Below are 17,660 nucleotides of genomic sequence, written 5' to 3' on the forward strand. Positions count from 1 at the left end.
TTAGCCGCAAAAACCTCGATCAGGGAGTTTGCCGGCGCGTTACCTGGCCTCGCTCAGAGCCGCATTATCCGGCAACTCAGCCTGACTCCAGCCGCCGCCCAGCGCCTTGATCAGCAACACGCTGGCGGAAAAGCGCCGGCGTTGAATGTCGAGCGCGGTCCGCTCGGCGCTGAGCGCGGTGGCTTGCACCGTGGCGACGCTGGTGAAGCTGACCAGGCCGGCCCGGTACTGATTCAGTATCAGCGTTACTGCCAGCCGCGCCGATTGCACGGTTTCATCCTGCACCTGGGCTTCCTGTTCCAGGATCCGCAGCGCCGCCAGATTGTCCTCGACTTCCTGGAAGCCGGTCAGCACGGTTTGTTTGTAGGCGGCGACGCTGGCGTCAAAGCCGGCCAGCGCCTGCTCGCTCTGGGCGTGGCGCAAGCCGCCGTCGAACAGGGTCGCGGCCAGGGCCGGACCGAGCGACCAGAAGCGGTTCGGCAGCGTCAATAAATGGGCAAAGCTGCTGCCCTGGAAGCCGCCCGCAGCCGACAGCGTTAACGCCGGGAAGTAGGCCGCCTTGGCGACCCCGATCTGGGCATTGGCGGCGGCGGCGCGCCGTTCCGCGGCGCTGATGTCCGGCCGTCGCTCCAGCAGCGCCGACGGAATCCCGACCGGAATCGTCGGCAATACGGCGACCAGCGGCGCCGGCGTGATCGAAAAGTCGGATGCCGCTTGCCCGGTCAGCAACGCAATCGCGTGCTCCAGCTGGGACCGCAGCACGCCGTTGTCCAGCGCTTGCGCCTGGGCCGATTTCAACTGGGTTTGCGCCTGGATCACGTCGGCTTTGGATACCACGCCGACCGCATATTGGTTTTGGGTCAGCTGATACGATTTTTGATAAGCCGCGACCGTGTCTTCCAACAAGGTTTGCTGGGCGTCGATGACCCGCAGTTGCAAATAATCTTCCGCCAGACTGGACTGGGCGCTGAGCCGGGTCGCCTGCAAATCGCTGGCGCTGGCTTGCGCGCTGGCCCGGCTGGCTTCCACCGTGCGGCTGATGCGGCCCCACAGGTCCGGCTCCCAGCCGGCATTCAGGCCGACCGAGTCGGTGGTGGCAATCCTGCTGCCGACGCGGCTGCTGGCGCTGCCGGCACGGGTGCTGGAGGCGCTGGCCGAGACGGTCGGGAAGTAGGACGAGCGGGCCGACTGCACCAGCGCCCTGGCCTGGCGGAACTGGGCCTCTGCCTGCGCCAGATTCTGGTTCGAGATATTGACCTGCTCGACCAGCGCGTTCAGTTGCGGGTCCTGGTAGGCTTCCCACCATTTGCCGTGCAATTCCTGATCCTGCGGGGTGGCGGTCTTCCAGTCTTTCATTTCCTTGAAGGCGGCCGGCGCTTCGGTCGTCGGCCGTACGTAGTCAGGCCCCAGCGCGCAGGCGCTCAACAGCAGCGATGAGATGGCGAGCGCCAAGCAGGTTTTTGGCATGTGTTTCATTTGAAATCCGTTCATTTGTTTAAGCTCCCGCGCCGCTTGCTTCCGGCAAGTGACCAGCACGTCGCTGCCACTTGGCCTTGCTCCACATGCGGAACCGATCCATGTACAGATACACGACAGGCGTCGTATACAAGGTCAGCAACTGGCTCATGATCAGGCCGCCGACGATCGAAATGCCAAGCGGATGGCGCAGCTCGGCGCCGTCGCCGCGGCCGATCGCCAGCGGGATCGCGCCCAGCAGCGCGCACATGGTGGTCATCATGATCGGCCGGAAGCGCAGGCGGCAGGCTTCGAAGATCGCATCGCGCGGCGCCAGTCCGTGCTGGCGTTCGGCATCCAGCGCGAAGTCGATCATCATGATCGCGTTCTTCTTGACGATGCCGATCAGCAGGATCACGCCGATCAATGCGATCAGGCTGAAATCGGTGCCGGTCGCCAGCAGCGCCAGCAGCGCGCCGACCCCGGCCGACGGCAGGGTCGAGATGATGGTGATCGGGTGGACATAGCTTTCATACAGGATGCCGAGCACGATATACACCGCCAGCAGCGCCGTCAGGATCAGCACCGGCTGGCTGCTCAGCGAAGATTGAAAAACATTGGCGGTGCCGGCGAAGCTGCCGTGCACCGAAGTCGGCACGCCGAGCCGCGACAAGGCATCGTTGATGGCGTTGGTGGCTTCGGACAGCGAGACCCCGGGCGGCAGGTTGAACGAGATGGTGGAGGCAATGAACTGGCTCTGATGATTGACCGACAGCGCGGTGTTGGTCGGCGCAAATTTGGCAAAGGCCGCCAGCGGCACTTGCTGCTCGGACTTGGTCGACAGGGTCAGCGCCAGCGACGAATTGGCGTTCAGCTTGCCGCCCGCGGTCAAGGCCGGCGGCGTGCCCAGCGCCGAGGTGGTAGGCGACAGATTGGCATTGCTGGGGGCCAGGCTGACGTAGGTGTTGTTCAGGATTTCCGGGCTTTGCCAATATTCCGGCGCCGCTTCCATCACCACGTGGTACTGGTTCATGCCGCTGTAAATGGTCGATACCTGGCGTTGGCCGAACAGGTCGTTCAGCGTCGAGTCGATCAATTGCGGCGTGACGCCGCTGCGTATCGCCGATTCGCGGTCTATGGTCAGCGTGGTTTGCAAGCCCTTGTCCTGCTGGTCGGTATTGACGTCGGCCAGCTGCGGCAGGTTGCTGAGGGCGAGCCGGATTTTCGGTTCCCAGGTGCGCAGTTCGTTGAGGTCGTCGGACTGCAGGGTGTATTGATACTGGGCGTTGCTGGAGCGGCCGCCGACCCGGATATCCTGCACCGGTTGCAGGAACAGGCTGGCGCCGGCGACATTGCCGAGCTTGCCGCGCAGCCGTGCGATCACCTGGTCCGCAGTCAGCTTGCGTTGCGACAGCGGTTTGAGCGAGATAAACATCGAGCCGCCGTTGCGCTGGCCGCCGCCGGTGAATGCCACGACCGTATCGACGTCCGGGTCCTGGCGCACGATCTCGACAAATCTGTTCAGCTTCTGCTGCATGGACTGGAAGGAACTGGCCTGGTCGCCCTGGATGCCGCCGACGATGCGGCCGGTATCCTGTTGCGGGAAAAAGCCCTTCGGAATGATCGTGTACAGATAAATATTGAGCGCAATGGTCGCCAGCAGCACCACGATCATCAGCGGCGAGAAGCGCAAAGCCCAGGCCAGGGTCCGCTCGTAACCGTGCAGCATGGCATTGAAGGCGCGCTCGGTGGCATTGAACAGCGCTCCCTGCTTGCGCTGCGGATCGTGTTTCAGCAAGCGCGCGCACATCATCGGCGTGGTGGTCAGCGACACCACCAGCGACACCAGGATCGCGACCGACAAGGTGACGGCGAACTCGCGGAACAGGCGGCCGACGATGCCGCCCATCAGCAGGATAGGGATGAACACCGCAATCAGCGACAAGCTCATCGACAACACGGTAAAGCCGACTTCGCGCGCGCCTTGCAATGCGGCGTCGAACGGTTTCAGGCCCTTTTCAATATGACGGGACACGTTTTCCAGGACCACGATGGCGTCGTCGACCACGAAGCCGGTGGCGATCGTCAGCGCCATCAACGAAAGATTGTCGAGACTGAAGCCAAACAGGTACATCACGCCGAAGGTGCCGATCAGCGAGGTCGGCACCGCGACGCTGGGGATCAGCGCCGCGCGGCCGTTGCGCAGGAACAGAAACACCACCATGATCACCAGCCCGATCGACAGCAGCAAGGTATGTTCGGTGTCGCGCAGCGAGGCGCGGATGGTCGGCGTGCGGTCCAGCGCGACATTCAGGTTGATGGCCGCGGGGATAGATGCCCGCAACTGCGGCAGCAGCGCGCGCACTGAATCGACCGTTTCGATGATGTTGGCGCCCGGCTGCCGGTTCAGGATCACCAGCACCGACGGCTTGCCGTTGGCCGAGCCGGCATTGCGCAGATCGGCTACCGAATCGACCACCGTGGCGACGTCGCTGACTCTCACCGGCGCGCCGTTGCGATAGGAGACGATCAGCGGCAGGTATTCGGCCGCGGTCTGGGCCTGGTCGTTGGCGTAAATTTGCCAATTCTTGTCGCCGTCTTCCAGCACGCCCTTGGGCCGGTTGGCGTTGGTGGCGGCAATCGCGGTGCGCACGTCGGCGCTGCTGATACCGTATTTATTGAGCGCGGCCGGGTTCAGCTCGACCCGCACCGCCGGCTGCGAGCTGCCGCCGACATTGACCTGGCCGACGCCTTTTACCTGCGACAGTTTTTGCGCCAGGATGCTGTCGGCGGCATCGTACATCTGGCCTTGGGTCATGCTGTCCGAGGTCAGCGACAGGATCATGATGGGCGCATCGGCCGGATTCACCTTGCGGTATTTGGGATTGCTAGGCATGCCGGTTGGCAGCAGGTTGCGCGCCGCATTCAGCGCCGCCTGCACGTCGCGCGCGGCACCGTCGATATCGCGGCTCAAATCGAATTGCAAGGTGATGCGGCTTGAGTTGAGCGAGCTGGACGAGGTCATCTCGGTGATGCCGGCGATCGAACCGAGCGCCCGCTCCAGCGGTGTGGCGACCGTCGCCGCCATGGTTTCCGGGCTGGCGCCGGGCAGCGAGGCTTGCACCGAAATGGTCGGGAAATCGACCTGCGGCAGAGGCGATACCGGCAGCAGGGTGAATGCCACCATGCCGGCCAGCACCACGCCGATGGTCAGCAGGGTGGTGGCGATCGGGCGTTCGATAAAGGGGCGTGAAATATTCATCGGGCGATCACGGCTGGAGCGGCTCGGTGCCTGCGCCGTCTTCCTGCGGCGTGCCGAAGCGCGCTTTCAGGCGGCGCGCGAGGCGGTCGAAGCCGAGATAAATCACCGGCGTGGTGAACAAGGTCAGCACCTGCGACACCAGCAAGCCGCCGACCATCGTGATCCCCAGCGGCTGCCGCAGTTCGGAGCCGACGCCGCTGCCCAGCATCAAGGGCAGCGCGCCCAGCAGGGCCGCCATGGTGGTCATCAGGATAGGCCGGAAGCGCAGCAGGCAGGCTTGAAAAATCGCGTCGCGCGGGGATTTGCCTTCGTTGCGTTCGGCGTCCAGCGCAAAGTCGATCATCATGATCGCGTTTTTCTTGACGATACCGATCAGCAGGATGATGCCGATGATGCCGATAATCCCCAGGTCGCTGCCGGCGATCATCAGCGACAGCAACGCGCCGACCCCGGCCGACGGCAAGGTCGACAGGATCGTGATCGGGTGGATATAGCTTTCGTACAGCACCCCCAGCACGATGTACATGGTGACGATGGCCGCCAGGATCAGCATCAGGGTATTGCTCAGCGACGCCTGGAACGCCAGCGCCGCACCCTGGAAGCTGGTCTGGATACTGGCCGGCAGGCCGATCGCCTGTTCGGCGGCGCGGATCGCATCTACTGCATCGCCCAGCGCGACGCCGGGCGCCAGATTGAATGAAATGGTGGTGGCCGGGAACTGGCCGATATGGTTGACCACCAGCGGTGCGGTCCGTTCTTCAATGGTGGCGATGCTAGACAGCGGGATCTGGGTACCGTTGGCCGCTACCAGGAAAATACTGTCGAGTGCGGCCGGGCCTTTCTGGAACTCCGGCTTGACTTCCATCACCACCCGATACTGGTTGGACTGGGTGTAGATGGTCGAGATCAGGCGCTGGCCGAAGGCGTTGTACAAGGCATTGTCGATCGCAGCGGTGGTGATGCCGAGCCGCGAGGCGGCGTCGCGGTCGATCGCGATATAGGCTTGCAACCCCAAATCCTGCTGATTGCTGGCGACATCGGCCAGTTGCGGCAGCTGTTGCAGGCGTTCGACCAGCTTCGGCACCCACTTGCTCAATTCGCTGCCACTGGCATCCTCGACGCTGAATTGATACTGGGTACGGCTGACGCTATCCTCGATGGTCAGGTCTTGCACCGGCTGCATGTAGAGCGTGATGCCGCCGACTTCGCGGTTGAGCTCCGGCTGCAAGCGGCGGATCACCTCGCTGGCGCTGATGCGGGTGTCGTGCGGCTTCAGGTTGATCAGCATGCGGCCGCTGTTGAGGGTGGCATTGGTGCCGTCGACGCCGATGAACGAAGTCAGGCTTTCGACCGCCGGGTCCTTCAGCACCACCGCCGCCAGCTCTTGCTGGCGTTGTGCCATGGCGCCGAACGAGACCGATTGGCTGGCTTCCGAAATGCCCTGGATGACGCCGGTATCCTGCACCGGGAAAAATCCCTTCGGCACAAATATATACAGCACCACGGTCAGCACCAGGGTGCCGATGGCGACCAGCAAGGTCGCGAACTGACGCTCCAGCACCCAATCCAGCGCCACGCCGTAGCGGGCGATGATGCGCTCGAACACTTCGCCGCCCTTGCGGTAGAACCAGCCCTGCTCGTCTTCCGGGATGTGATGCAGCAGCTTGGCGCACATCATCGGCGTCAAGGTCAGCGAGATCACGGCCGAGATCAGGATCGCCACCGCCAGGGTGATCGCGAATTCGCGGAACAGGCGGCCGACCACGTCGCCCATGAACAGCAGCGGGATCAAGACCGCGATCAGAGAAAAAGTCAGCGAAATAATCGTGAAGCCGATTTGCTCCGCGCCTTTCAGCGCCGCCTGCAGCGGCTGCATGCCTTCCTCGATATAGCGCGAAATGTTTTCGATCATCACGATCGCATCGTCGACCACGAAGCCGGTGGCGATGGTGAGCGCCATCAGGGTCAGGTTATTGATCGAGAAACCGGTCAGATACATGATGCCGAAGGTGCCGACCAGCGACAGCGGCACCGCGATGCCGGGGATGATGGTGGCCGGTACATTGCGCAGGAAAATAAAGATCACCATCACCACCAGTGCCACCGCCAGCAGCAATTCAAATTCGACATCCGCCACCGACGCGCGGATGGTGGTGGTGCGGTCGGTCAGGATCTGCACGTCGATCGCGCCCGGCAAGGTCTCCTGCAGCTTGGGCAGGATTTTTTTGATGTTGTCGACCACCCCGATCACGTTGGCTCCCGGTTGCCGCTGGATGTTCAGGATCACCGCCGGCGACTGGTTGGCCCAAGCCGCCAGCCGGATGTTTTCGGCATCGTCGACCACGTCGGCGACATCGGCGATGCGGATCGGCGCGCCACTCTTGTAGGCGATGATCAGGTTGCGGTATTCGTCGGCCGATTTCAGCTGATCGTTGGCGTCGATGGTCGATGCGCGCGACGGCCCGTCGAAACTGCCCTTGGCCTGATTGACGTTGGCGTTGCCGATGGCGGTGCGGATGTCATCCAGGTTAAGTCCCAGCGATGCCACCGCGCGCGGATTGATTTGCAGCCGGACCGCAGGCCGCTGGCCGCCGGACAGGCTGACCAGACCGACGCCAGGCACCTGCGAGATTTTTTGCGCCAGCCGGGTATCGATCAGGTCCTGCACCTTCGGCAGCGGCAGCGTTTTGGAGGTGATCGCCAGCGACAGGATAGGGGTGTCGGCCGGATTGACCTTGTTGTAGATCGGCGGCGTCGGCAGGTCGGACGGCAGCAGGTTGCCGCCGGCGTTGATCGCTGCCTGCACTTCCTGCTCGGCGATATCCAGGCTCAGATCCAGGCTGAATTGCAAGGTGATGACCGAGGCGCCGCCGGAACTGGTGGACGACATCTGGTTCAGGCCCGGCATCTGGCCGAACTGGCGCTCCAGCGGCGCGGTGACCGAGGACGTCATCACGTCCGGGCTTGCGCCCGGATACAGCGTGACCACCTGGATGGTCGGATAGTCGACCTCCGGCAAGGCCGACAGCGGCAATTGTTTATAGGCGACGATGCCGGCCAGCAAAATGGCCAGCATCAGCAACGAGGTGGCGACCGGCCGGAGAATGAACTGACGTGAGGGATTCATGGGCGTGTCACTGGCCGTCGGCGTTGCGCTTGCCGTGGCGGCCGGCTTTATGTTGGGGCGCGGCGGCGGCGGCGTCAGCTGCGGCGCCGCGCTTGACCGGCTCGACCTTGGCACCGTCGCGCAGTTTGTCCAGGCCGTCGACGACGACCGTCTCGCCGGGGGCGATGCCTTGCTCGATGGCGGTGATTTCGGCTTCGACCGGGCCGGTCGTGACCGGGCGGATGGCGACGCTGCTATCTGCCTTGAGGACGTACACGAAATTGCCGCTGGAACCGCGCTGGATCGCAGCGCTAGGGATCACGGTCGCGCCTTGGCGGGTATCGAGTAGCATGCGGATATTGACGAACTGGTTCGGGAACAAGGCGTAATCGCTATTCGGGAATTCGGCCTTCAGCTTGACGGTGCCGGTGCTGCTGTCGACCTGGTTGTCGATGGTGAGCAGGGTGCCGCTGGCGAGTTTGATTTTCTGATCGCGATTCCAGGCTTCGGCAGGCAGTTTCTTGCCGGCCTGGATTTGCTGCATGACCTTAGGGATATTGTCTTCGGGAATGCTGAAAACGCTGGTGATCGGCTGTAATTGGGTGATGACGACGATGCCGTTGGCGTCGCTGGAATGGACGATATTGCCGAGGTCGACCTGGCGCAAACCGAGCCGTCCGCTGATCGGCGCGGTGACGCGCGAGTAGCTCAATTGCAGGCGCGCATTCTCCAGCGAGCCTTGATCGGATTTGACCGTGCCTTCCAATTGCTTGACCAGCGCCGCCTGGGTGTCGACCTGCTGGCTGGCGATCGAATCCTGCGCCAGCAAGGTGCGATAGCGCTGCAAGTCGATTTGCGCGGCTTTCAGCAGGGCGCTGTCGCGTCCCAGCTGGCCTTCGGCCTGCATCACCAGCACCTGGAACGGACGCGGGTCCAGTTCCGCCAGCAAGGCGCCGGCCTTGACCACTTGGCCTTCTTCGAAATGCAACTTCATCAACTGTCCGTCAACCCGGCTTTTGACGACTGCGGTAGCTTCCGGCATGACTCCGCCCAGGCCGGAAATATAGATATTTACATCGGCGGTTTTGGCCACCGCCACGCCGACCGGCACCGGCCCGCCGCCGGGGCCACCGTTGCCGCGCTTTCCTTGACCGGTTTTGCCGTTTTTACCGCCGGCGCTGGTTGCCTGGCTGGCACCGGATGCGGCTGGATCGGCGACCGGCTTGCGGCCCCACACCCAGTAAGCCGCCAGCGCCAGGACGACCACCAGCAGCAGCCAAAGCCAGCCGCGTTTGGGGCCGCCTGGGCGCTGGTTCTGTGGCTGGGAATATTGAACGGCTGGGGGAGTGGGTGTGGTGGTCATCGCAGGCGGCAGAGTCGGTCAGATGGTGATGAGATACGTGGCATTAAGGGCGCCTCTAAAAACCGTAGCGAGCGGCTCAAGGTCGGGGCGACGAGGTTGCAACACCGGCAGCCATACGACTGAACGGTGAGCATCGCAGCCCCGAGATTGACGAGCTTGCCAAATCCTGCAGTAGGTTATTAGAGGTGCCCCAAATTGACAGTCTGTAAATGCTGGAGTTTAGCGAGAAAATTTTACAGCCGTATGTATATTTTTAGAAATGTTTCAATGCAACGAAATCGCCTTGCGCGGTCAGGCGCAAGGCGTAGCTCGGGCTGTTACAGCCCACTACAAGTCAGCCGGATTAATGAGGCGCAGCCGACCCGCCCTCTTGATGATCGCGTCCGAAACCGTGATGACCGAAGCGGCCGTGGTGCATCTTCCTGAAATGTTCATCGAAGACCTTTTGCTGCTCAGGCGTCAACACTGGATAAAATTCCTTGACCGCCGCAGTGCGCGCCGCCAGTCGCGCTTGCGCCCGTTTCAGGAAGTCGGCCTCGTGCTCCAGGCGTTCCGGCGCGGTTTGCTTGGCCAATTCTTCCTTGCTCGGACGCTGCGCCGACGGAGCCGGCATGGTCGGCTTCATTTTGGCTATAAAGGTTTGCCATGCGCCTTCCTGGGCGGGGGTGATTTTCAGGTCGTCATGCAATTTGGCTTGGCGTTTTGCCATGTGTTCGGCAAATTTGGCTTGCTGTTCCGCACTTGGGGCAGCGGAGTCTGCATAAGCCGTGATGCCGACGGCGCCTATGCTCAGTGCGGTCAGACCGATCAAAAATTGTTTGCGAAACTTGAACATAATGAAATCCTTCCATGAATGGTGATACGGCAAACTGCATTGAACCGCGACCGTGTGTCGGCGGTTTGTCGCCGGCGGGCGGCTTTGTATCCCCGTGTATGGCATCGGGTTTGCTTTGTATCTCAATGTGTCGGGGCGCAAGATGGATATGCCAATATACAAATACCTGTCGTCAGCCTTGCACTGAATCGTCATAATTACGCCCATGGAAACTGCTGCTCACATACTGGTGGTCGATGACGACCGCGAAATTCGGACCTTGCTGGCTGAATATCTGGACGCCAATGGCTTTCGCACATTGATGGCGACCAATGGCAGCGACATGCGCAAGGTGTTGTCGGAGACGCGGGTCGATCTGGTGGTGCTGGATCTGACCTTGCCCGGCGAAGACGGCCTGACCCTGTGCCGCAACCTGCGCGCCGAGTCGAACAACATCCCGGTGATCATGCTGACCGCACGCGGCGAACCGCTGGACCGGATTCTCGGGCTGGAAATGGGGGCTGACGACTATTTGTCGAAACCGTTCGAGCCGCGCGAATTGTTCGCGCGCATCCGCAGCGTGCTGCGCCGGACCCAGGCCTTGCCGCCCAATATGGCATCGCCGAAAGCCCAGCAAATCCAGTTCGGCAACTGGACCCTGGACCTGATAGCGCGTCACCTGGTCAATCGCGATGGCCTGGTGGTGGCCTTGTCCGGCGCCGAATACCGCATTCTGAAAGTGTTCCTGGATCACCCTAACCGGGTGCTCAATCGCGACCAACTGCTGGAATTGACGCAGGGCCGGGAATCGGATCCGTTCGACCGTTCGGTCGACATCCAGATCAGCCGCCTGCGCCAAAAGCTGGGCGACGACGCGCGCACCCCGGTCATTATCAAAACCGTTCGCAACGAAGGCTACGTGCTGGCGACATCGGTCACAGTGGAGCCTTGAGTTGCTGAAAAATTTCTTTGGCTCGGTGGCCAACCGGGTATTTCTGATTTTGCTGGCGGGGATCCTGGTGGCGGCGGCCAGCACCACCTGGCTGACCCATAACGAGCGGCGCAAGGCGTTCAAGGAAATGCATGAGTTCCGGATTGCCGAGCGGGTCGAGCAACTGGTTTCCTCGCTCGACAACGTCAGCGAGGACATGCGATCGGTGGTGCTGCAGACCAGCGAAAATTTCGGCCTGGAGTCCAGCCTGGTCAAGGACACGGAAAATGCGGTCGGCGACAATCCGTCGCTGGCGGCGCTGCTGAAGACACGGCTCGGAAACCACCGCCATATCGTCGTTTCCAAACAAACCGACTGTAAATTGCATGCTGGAATAAAAACTGAGACGCCGCGCATGGATGAATGCGTGGTGATCTATGTCAGCCTCAAGGACGGCGCGCTGTTGAAGCTCAAATTGCGGATGATGCGCGATCCCGGCTGGCTGCGCGGAAGAGTGCCCGGGGCGCCGTACCTGTCGCCGTATTTCGGCCTGTTCCTGCTGTTGATCGGGATCCTGGCTTACGTGGTGGCGCGAATGACGGCGCGGCCGATCAAGGATCTGGCGGTCGCCGCCGGCGCGCTGGGACGCAATATCGACCGGCCGCCGCTGGACGAAACCGGACCGACCGAAATCCGCCTGGCCGCGACCGCGTTCAACGCCATGCAAGCGCGCATCAAACGGCAAATCCAACACCGCACCCACATGCTGGCCGCGATTACGCATGACTTGCAAACGCCGTTGACCCGCTTGCGCTTGCGGCTGGAAAAAGTAAGCGATGCCGAACTGCGCAGCAAGCTGGTGGAAGATCTGGCGGTGATGCAGAACATGGTGCGCGAAGGGCTGGATCTGGCGCGCAGCATGGATTCGGCTGAAGCCATGCAATTGCTGGACATCGATTCGGTACTCGACAGCGTGTGCGCCGATGCGATCGACGCCGGCCAGGACGTGACGCTGGAAGGGCGCACCCGGACCTCGATCATGGGCCAGCCGAGCGCGCTGCGGCGCTGCCTGACCAACCTGGTCGACAATGCCACCAAATACGGACGCTATGCGCGCCTGCAATTAAGCCGCGAAGGCAACGCGATCGTGATCAAGATCCGCGACGGCGGCAGCGGGATTCCGGCCGATCAGCTGGATGCGGTGTTCGAACCGTTTTTTAGACTGGAAACATCCCGCTCGCGCGATACCGGCGGCACCGGCCTGGGGCTGACCATCGCCCGCAATATCGCGGAAAATCACCGAGCAACATTGGCGCTGCGTAACCATCCCGAAGGCGGCCTCGAAGTAACTTTGCGTTTGCCGGTACAAGCCTGAACGAAAAAAAACCTGCTTCGTGATTAACGAAACAGGTTTTGACATTAGTAAGGCACGTAGTCCGGCGGCGGGCCATAACTGCGCCGTTGCGGATAATAATCCGGCGGCACGCCATATTGCGGCGGCGGTGCGTATTGCGACTGGCGGCTGGCATAGCCGGCCGGCACCGGAACCCGATTCCCTTTGGCATACATGCACTGGGTAAACACATTGTTGTACTGATGCTGCATCGAATAGCTGCTGCGTGCCGCGGAATCGCCGGCGACCGAGCTGCCGACCAGCAAACCGCCGCCGGCGCCAATCGCCGCACCGGCCCCGGCGCGGCCGGATGCGGCGCCGATCAGCGCGCCGACCGTGGCCCCGATCAAGGTGCCGGTCACCGCGGTGGCGGTGGCATTGTCAGCCGCCGCCTGCGGTGCGTAGGGTCCTATTCTTTCTTGCGCGTAGCGCTGGCAAACGGCTTCATCGTTGCGGAACTGGTCGTAACTTTTTCCGCTGCCGGGCAGCGCCATCACATTCGATCCGGTCGGCACGCTGACGCAACCGGACAATAAAGCCACCGCCGAAGCGGCAATCGCCATGGATGTTCTATTCATGATCGGCCCCTTCCTTTACTTTGGTTGAGCGTCTTCCTGTTCCACCTTCATCCAGCCCGAAGGGCAACGCGGAACTTCCGGATAATAGCCGGCCGGGTTCTTGCAGTAGTACACGTAATCGCGGGCTTTTTCGACGTAGGTTTGTTGCGGCGGCGCGTAATATACCGGCGGCTCCACGTAATACACTTGCGGCGGCGAGTAATACACCGGTGGCGGTGCGTAATACACCGGCCCGCCTATGGTCACGCCGACGCGCGGACCGTAATAGCCGCCGTGGCCGTAATAGCCGTAGCCCCAGGCAAAACTGGCGCTGCTGGTCGTCATCAGTGCGGCCGCAGCCAGTGCTAAAAGGGCAATTTTTTTCATGATAGGCCTCACGATCTATACGACATTTAAGAATAATCCTGGCTTTGACTGACACCAAAAAGAGTTACTTCTGGTTGCAAAGCTGTCAGCTTGACGGGCCATTTTAATTGATTCGGTGCATGCAATTGTGTTCAGTTTGTATCAAGCTTGATTCGAAACCGTTGCCTATCCGTTGTGCAGGTCGGCATAATCGACCATTCCGACGCGCTCAAAGCCGCTCCCATTTTCTTGCCGACAAAACACCACATGGAAAACGCCTCCACTCCATCTCAATCTTCACCTCAGCAATCGTCGCTCCAGGGCGTCAAAGTCATCGAACTGGGCACCCTGATCGCCGGGCCGTATGCCGCCAGCCTGCTGGGACAGTTCGGCGCCGAAGTCATCAAGATCGAGTCGCCCGGCGACGGCGATCCATTGCGCAAGTGGCGCAAGCTGCATAACGGCACCTCGCTGTGGTGGTACTCGCAGAGCCGCAACAAGAAATCGGTGACCGTCAATCTGAAGTCCGAACAAGGCCAGCAGATTGTGCGCGATCTGGTCAAGGATGCCGATATCGTGATTGAAAATTTCCGCCCCGGCACATTGGAAGGCTGGGGACTCGGCTGGCAGGATTTGTCCAAAATCAATCCCAAGCTGATCATGGTGCGGGTTTCCGGCTACGGCCAGGATGGCCCTTATCATGCGCGTCCGGGCTTCGCCGCGATTGCCGAGTCGATGGGCGGTTTGCGCCACCTGGCCGGTTATCCCGACCGGCCGCCGGTGCGGGTCGGCGTCAGCATTGGCGACACCCTGGCTTCGCTGTACGGCGTGATCGGGGCGCTGTTGGCGATGCACCATCTGAAGGCCAACGGCGGCACCGGGCAGTTCATCGACATCGCGCTGTATGAGGCGGTGTTCGGCGTGATGGAAAGCCTGATCCCGGAGTACGCCGAGTTCGGCTTCGTGCGCGAGCGCACCGGCGCCAGCTTTCCCGGCATCTCGCCGTCCAGCACCTATCCCTGCCGCAGTGATGCACGTGGCGAACATTTCGTCATCATCGCCGGCAACGGCGACAGCATCTTCAAGCGCCTGATGCATGCGATCGGCCGCAGCGACCTGGCAGAGGATCCGCGTCTGGCCCGCAACGACGGCCGGGTCCAGCATAACGACATGCTCGACGCCGCGATTGCCGACTGGACCTCGCAGCACGATCTGGAGCACGTGCTGCAAGTGCTGGAGCAGGCCGAGGTGCCGAGCAGCCGCGTGTACACCGCGGCCGATATTCACCAAGACCCGCACTACCGCGCCCGCGACATGATCCAGCAGCACACGCTGCCGGACGGCCAGCCGATAGATTTGCCCGGCATCGTGCCGAAACTTTCCGCAACGCCGGGACAGACCAACTGGGTCGGACCGGAGCTGGGCCAGCACACGGCGCAGGTGCTGGCGGCTATCGGCAGGAGTGTGGAGGAGATTGAGCAGTTGCGGCAGCAAGGTGTGATTTAAATTAAGAGGCGCTGCAACGTGCCGAATTACTGTGTCCCTGAGTGACGGACCACGGAGTGCCGAGGGTTTGTTTTTAGATGTTGATGTATTGGCGGACTCAGCTTTTCGCCCTGACGGCGACTCCCTTTCTTTTGCTTCGCCAAAAGAAAGGAAGCAAAGAAAAGGCGACCGCAAGCCACTGCCTTCCCTTCGGTCAGGTCCCCAAATGTGTCGCCTATCAGTCGGGTGTGAAGACAAACTCGCTGCGCTCAAACATGTCTTCCCACAATTCCCGACTGACAGCCGCCACATTTGGCAGCGTCCCAATGCGGAATTCAACGTCAAAAACAACCCCAACCCCTCGGCGCTCCGTGGTCCGTTCATCGGGTCGTAGGGCGGAAAAGCGCAGCGCCTTCCGCCGTGTTGGATGCGTCAAATGCCTGTGGCACATCCAACGGCGGATAACGCTGCGCTCATCCGCCCTACTTACTGCGCGCTTTCTCTTCTTCTTCAAATTGCGCGCGCATCACATCGAACAGATTGTGGCGATCATCGACGTGTTCGATGATGGCCTGCACCAAGTCGTGCGTCATCGCGTTGTCTTTGTTGATCTCGCGCAGCGGTCGCAGCAGACGCAGCACTTCTTCCAGGCAGATCATGCCGAGACGGGCGCATTCAGCGGCTTCATGGAGGTGGTCGGTTGGGGGAAAAATCAGTTTTTTGTCAGGCGTTATAGCGAAGGTCATACGGGCTCCTTGGTCTGGGGTTTATTGAGCCGCGCTGTGCCAAAACGGGAGGGCGGCGAATAGCAGAGTAGGAAGACCGGTCCAGACACTTTCGCACCCCCCCCGGCAGTCCCCTCAGGGACTCACCGCTATTGCCGCCCATAGAGGACGACAAACGGGGATGCTTACAGAAAAACCGCATGGTGCGGTCTGTACGCGTCTGGATCCAGGCTTCCCAACCTGATCCCTTTTTTGTTCAGGGACGGAAGCGACTATAGACCTTCTTTAACGTTGCGGCAACAGGCGTGCCGTACCCAATCTGCGTAGGGCGGAAAAGCGCAGCGCCTTCCGCCGTTGGATGCGCCACCTACGTTCGATGCATCCAAAACGGCGGATAACGCTGCGCTCATCCGCCCTACTTATTGCGCGCGCATCACATTGAACAGATTGTGGCGATCATCGACGTGTTCGATGATCGCCTGTACCAAGTCATGCGTCATCGCGTTATCTTTGGAGATCTCGCGCAGGGGCCGCAGCAGGCGCAGCACTTCTTCAAGGCAGATCATGCCGAGACGGGCGCATTCAGCGGCTTCAGTATCAACATCGACTGTCCGAGAATCGACATCGAACTTCAGAAGCAGGACATCGAACTTCGGAAGCAGGACATCGAACTTCAGAAGCAGGCCATCGAACTTCAGAAGCAGGACATCGAACTTCGGAAGCAGGACATCGAACTTCAGAAGCAGGACATCGAACTTCAGAAGCAGGACATCGAACTTCGGAAGCAGGACATCGAACTTCAGAAACAGAACATCGAACTTCAGAAGCAGGCCATCGAACTTCGGAAGCAGGACATCGAACTTCGGAAGCAGGCCATCGAGTCTACATAGCCCTGGACGATAGTCGCCATCAAGAGCCGCTCTGGTAGTTTCCGCCGAGAACTGACCCTTAGGGTAAAATCGCGAGCTTTGCCACCTGGCAATCAAGTCGATTTCGAGGACAAAAGAGTTCCTATGCGCGGTTTACCACAAGCCTTGTTGGCCTTGATACAAAACAAACAGCACGCCCGTGTGCTCCGCTTAAGTTTCCCGAATGACGACCATCCGGCGCCGGCTATGGTGGTCAATCGCCTCCAAGCCAGGGAAGAACTTTCGCGCGATTTTGAGTATGTCCTGGAAATCCTGGCCGATGACGCCCGGATCCCGCTCAAAGAATTGCAAGGCAAGATGGCCGTGGTCGAGCTGGTCAGAGCCGACGGCAGCACGCGCTACTTTAGCGGGGTGGTCGCAAGCTTCCGGCTGGTCAAGTCCAACGGCGGAATCGCGTTCTACGAGATGATTCTGAGGCCGTGGTTGTGGTACCTGACGCTCAGAAAAAATAATTTCCTGTTTCACGGCAAAACCTTGCGCGAACAAACGGAAATTATTTTCAAGAATTACGGCGCGCATGCCAATTGGGACAGCCGCGTCAAGGCAGCCGATATCCCTGTCACCGAAGCCTGCCAGTTCGATGAAAGCGATAGCAACTATCTGCACCGCAGGTGGGAAGACGCCGGCTGGCACTATTGGTATGAACACGACGACAAGGGCCACAAATTAATCCTGAGTGACGACTCCACTTATGCCGCCCCGATCGACGGCAGCAACCCCGAGATCCGCTTCCAGCGCCATGCCGGCGCCCAGGAAGAAAATGCCATCCACGCATGGAGCCCGGTGCGCGATATCGTCCCCGGCCAGGTCGCGCTGTCCAGCTTCAACTTCAAATACCCGGTACCGAGCAATGTCAACATCCCGACCTTGAACAAACAAGGCGACGTGCTCAACATCGAGTCGTACGAATACACCGGCGCATACGGCTACAAGAACGACGAAGACGGCGACAAGCAAGCCCGGTTGCGGATGGAAGAAATCGAGACCAGCGGCAAGCATATCGAAGCCGCCGGCAACAACCGCGACGTCCAGCCCGGACGCTGGTTCCGCCTGACCGATCACTTCAGCAACAGCGTGTTCGGCCAATCCGCCGAGCGCGGCAAACATGAATACCTGGTCGTCAGCGTCGTGCATACGGCCAGCAACAACTACCTGCAGCAAGCCGACGAGGTGACCGACTACAGCAACCGCCTGAGCTGCATCCGCAAAAGCATCCCCTGGCGTCCGGGCCGCGGCTACCACAGCGTCGCGACCAAGATCCACGGCCCGCAAAC

At 61.0% G+C, this 17,660-nt stretch carries 13 protein-coding genes; 5 read left to right on the forward strand and 8 right to left on the reverse strand.

Features of this window, described 5'->3' with window-relative positions; genetic code table 11:
• Nucleotides 1-39: 39 nt before the first annotated feature.
• The 5 genes from ACFPM8_RS05795 to ACFPM8_RS05815 form a co-directional block, all read right to left on the reverse strand.
• Complete coding sequence (locus ACFPM8_RS05795; protein ID WP_378995929.1) at nt 40-1,476, reverse strand: efflux transporter outer membrane subunit; 1,437 nt, start codon at nt 1,474-1,476, stop codon at nt 40-42.
• A 19-nt stretch (nt 1,477-1,495) separates the two neighbouring features.
• Complete coding sequence (locus ACFPM8_RS05800) at nt 1,496-4,717, reverse strand: efflux RND transporter permease subunit (protein ID WP_378995931.1); 3,222 nt, start codon at nt 4,715-4,717, stop codon at nt 1,496-1,498.
• A 7-nt stretch (nt 4,718-4,724) separates the two neighbouring features.
• A complete protein-coding gene (locus tag ACFPM8_RS05805; protein ID WP_378995934.1) occupies nt 4,725-7,844 on the reverse strand; it encodes an MdtB/MuxB family multidrug efflux RND transporter permease subunit in 3,120 nt (1,039 codons plus the stop codon).
• 7 nt (nt 7,845-7,851) lie between these two features.
• On the reverse strand, nt 7,852-9,186 hold the full coding sequence (locus tag ACFPM8_RS05810; RefSeq protein ID WP_378995936.1) for an MdtA/MuxA family multidrug efflux RND transporter periplasmic adaptor subunit: 1,335 nt from the start codon (nt 9,184-9,186) through the stop codon (nt 7,852-7,854).
• Nucleotides 9,187-9,529: 343 nt separating this feature from the next.
• Nucleotides 9,530-10,021 carry a Spy/CpxP family protein refolding chaperone gene (locus tag ACFPM8_RS05815; protein WP_378995938.1) on the reverse strand — a complete coding sequence of 164 codons (492 nt, stop codon included), beginning with the start codon at nt 10,019-10,021 and terminating at the stop codon, nt 9,530-9,532.
• A gap of 205 nt (nt 10,022-10,226) precedes the next feature.
• Between ACFPM8_RS05815 and ACFPM8_RS05820 the strand changes: the two genes are divergently transcribed.
• A complete protein-coding gene (locus tag ACFPM8_RS05820) occupies nt 10,227-10,952 on the forward strand; it encodes a response regulator (protein ID WP_378995940.1) in 726 nt (241 codons plus the stop codon).
• A 4-nt stretch (nt 10,953-10,956) separates the two neighbouring features.
• Complete coding sequence (locus tag ACFPM8_RS05825; protein ID WP_378996029.1) at nt 10,957-12,306, forward strand: ATP-binding protein; 1,350 nt, start codon at nt 10,957-10,959, stop codon at nt 12,304-12,306.
• Between the two features lie 44 nt (nt 12,307-12,350).
• Here ACFPM8_RS05825 and ACFPM8_RS05830 read toward each other — a convergent pair whose 3' ends face one another.
• Complete coding sequence (locus ACFPM8_RS05830; RefSeq protein WP_378995942.1) at nt 12,351-12,902, reverse strand: glycine zipper family protein; 552 nt, start codon at nt 12,900-12,902, stop codon at nt 12,351-12,353.
• A gap of 15 nt (nt 12,903-12,917) precedes the next feature.
• Nucleotides 12,918-13,268 (reverse strand): hypothetical protein, encoded by a 351-nt coding sequence (locus tag ACFPM8_RS05835; RefSeq protein WP_378995944.1) that lies wholly within the window; start codon nt 13,266-13,268, stop codon nt 12,918-12,920.
• Between the two features lie 246 nt (nt 13,269-13,514).
• On the opposite strand from ACFPM8_RS05835, the gene ACFPM8_RS05840 reads away from it, so the two are divergent.
• A complete protein-coding gene (locus tag ACFPM8_RS05840; RefSeq protein ID WP_378995945.1) occupies nt 13,515-14,753 on the forward strand; it encodes a CaiB/BaiF CoA transferase family protein in 1,239 nt (412 codons plus the stop codon).
• A gap of 461 nt (nt 14,754-15,214) precedes the next feature.
• Here ACFPM8_RS05840 and ACFPM8_RS05845 read toward each other — a convergent pair whose 3' ends face one another.
• Nucleotides 15,215-15,478: a hypothetical protein gene (locus ACFPM8_RS05845; protein WP_378995947.1), complete on the reverse strand. Its 264-nt coding sequence runs from the start codon at nt 15,476-15,478 to the stop codon at nt 15,215-15,217.
• Nucleotides 15,479-15,906: 428 nt separating this feature from the next.
• Between ACFPM8_RS05845 and ACFPM8_RS05850 the strand changes: the two genes are divergently transcribed.
• A complete protein-coding gene (locus ACFPM8_RS05850) occupies nt 15,907-16,347 on the forward strand; it encodes a hypothetical protein (protein WP_378995949.1) in 441 nt (146 codons plus the stop codon).
• A gap of 123 nt (nt 16,348-16,470) precedes the next feature.
• A partial coding sequence (locus tag ACFPM8_RS05855) for a type VI secretion system Vgr family protein (protein ID WP_378996031.1) occupies nt 16,471-17,660 on the forward strand: 1,190 nt, incomplete at its 3' end.

The sequence above is a fragment of the Paraherbaspirillum soli genome, assembly GCF_042654985.1.
In the GTDB taxonomy this organism is placed as follows: Bacteria; Pseudomonadota; Gammaproteobacteria; order Burkholderiales; family Burkholderiaceae_D; genus Paraherbaspirillum; species Paraherbaspirillum soli.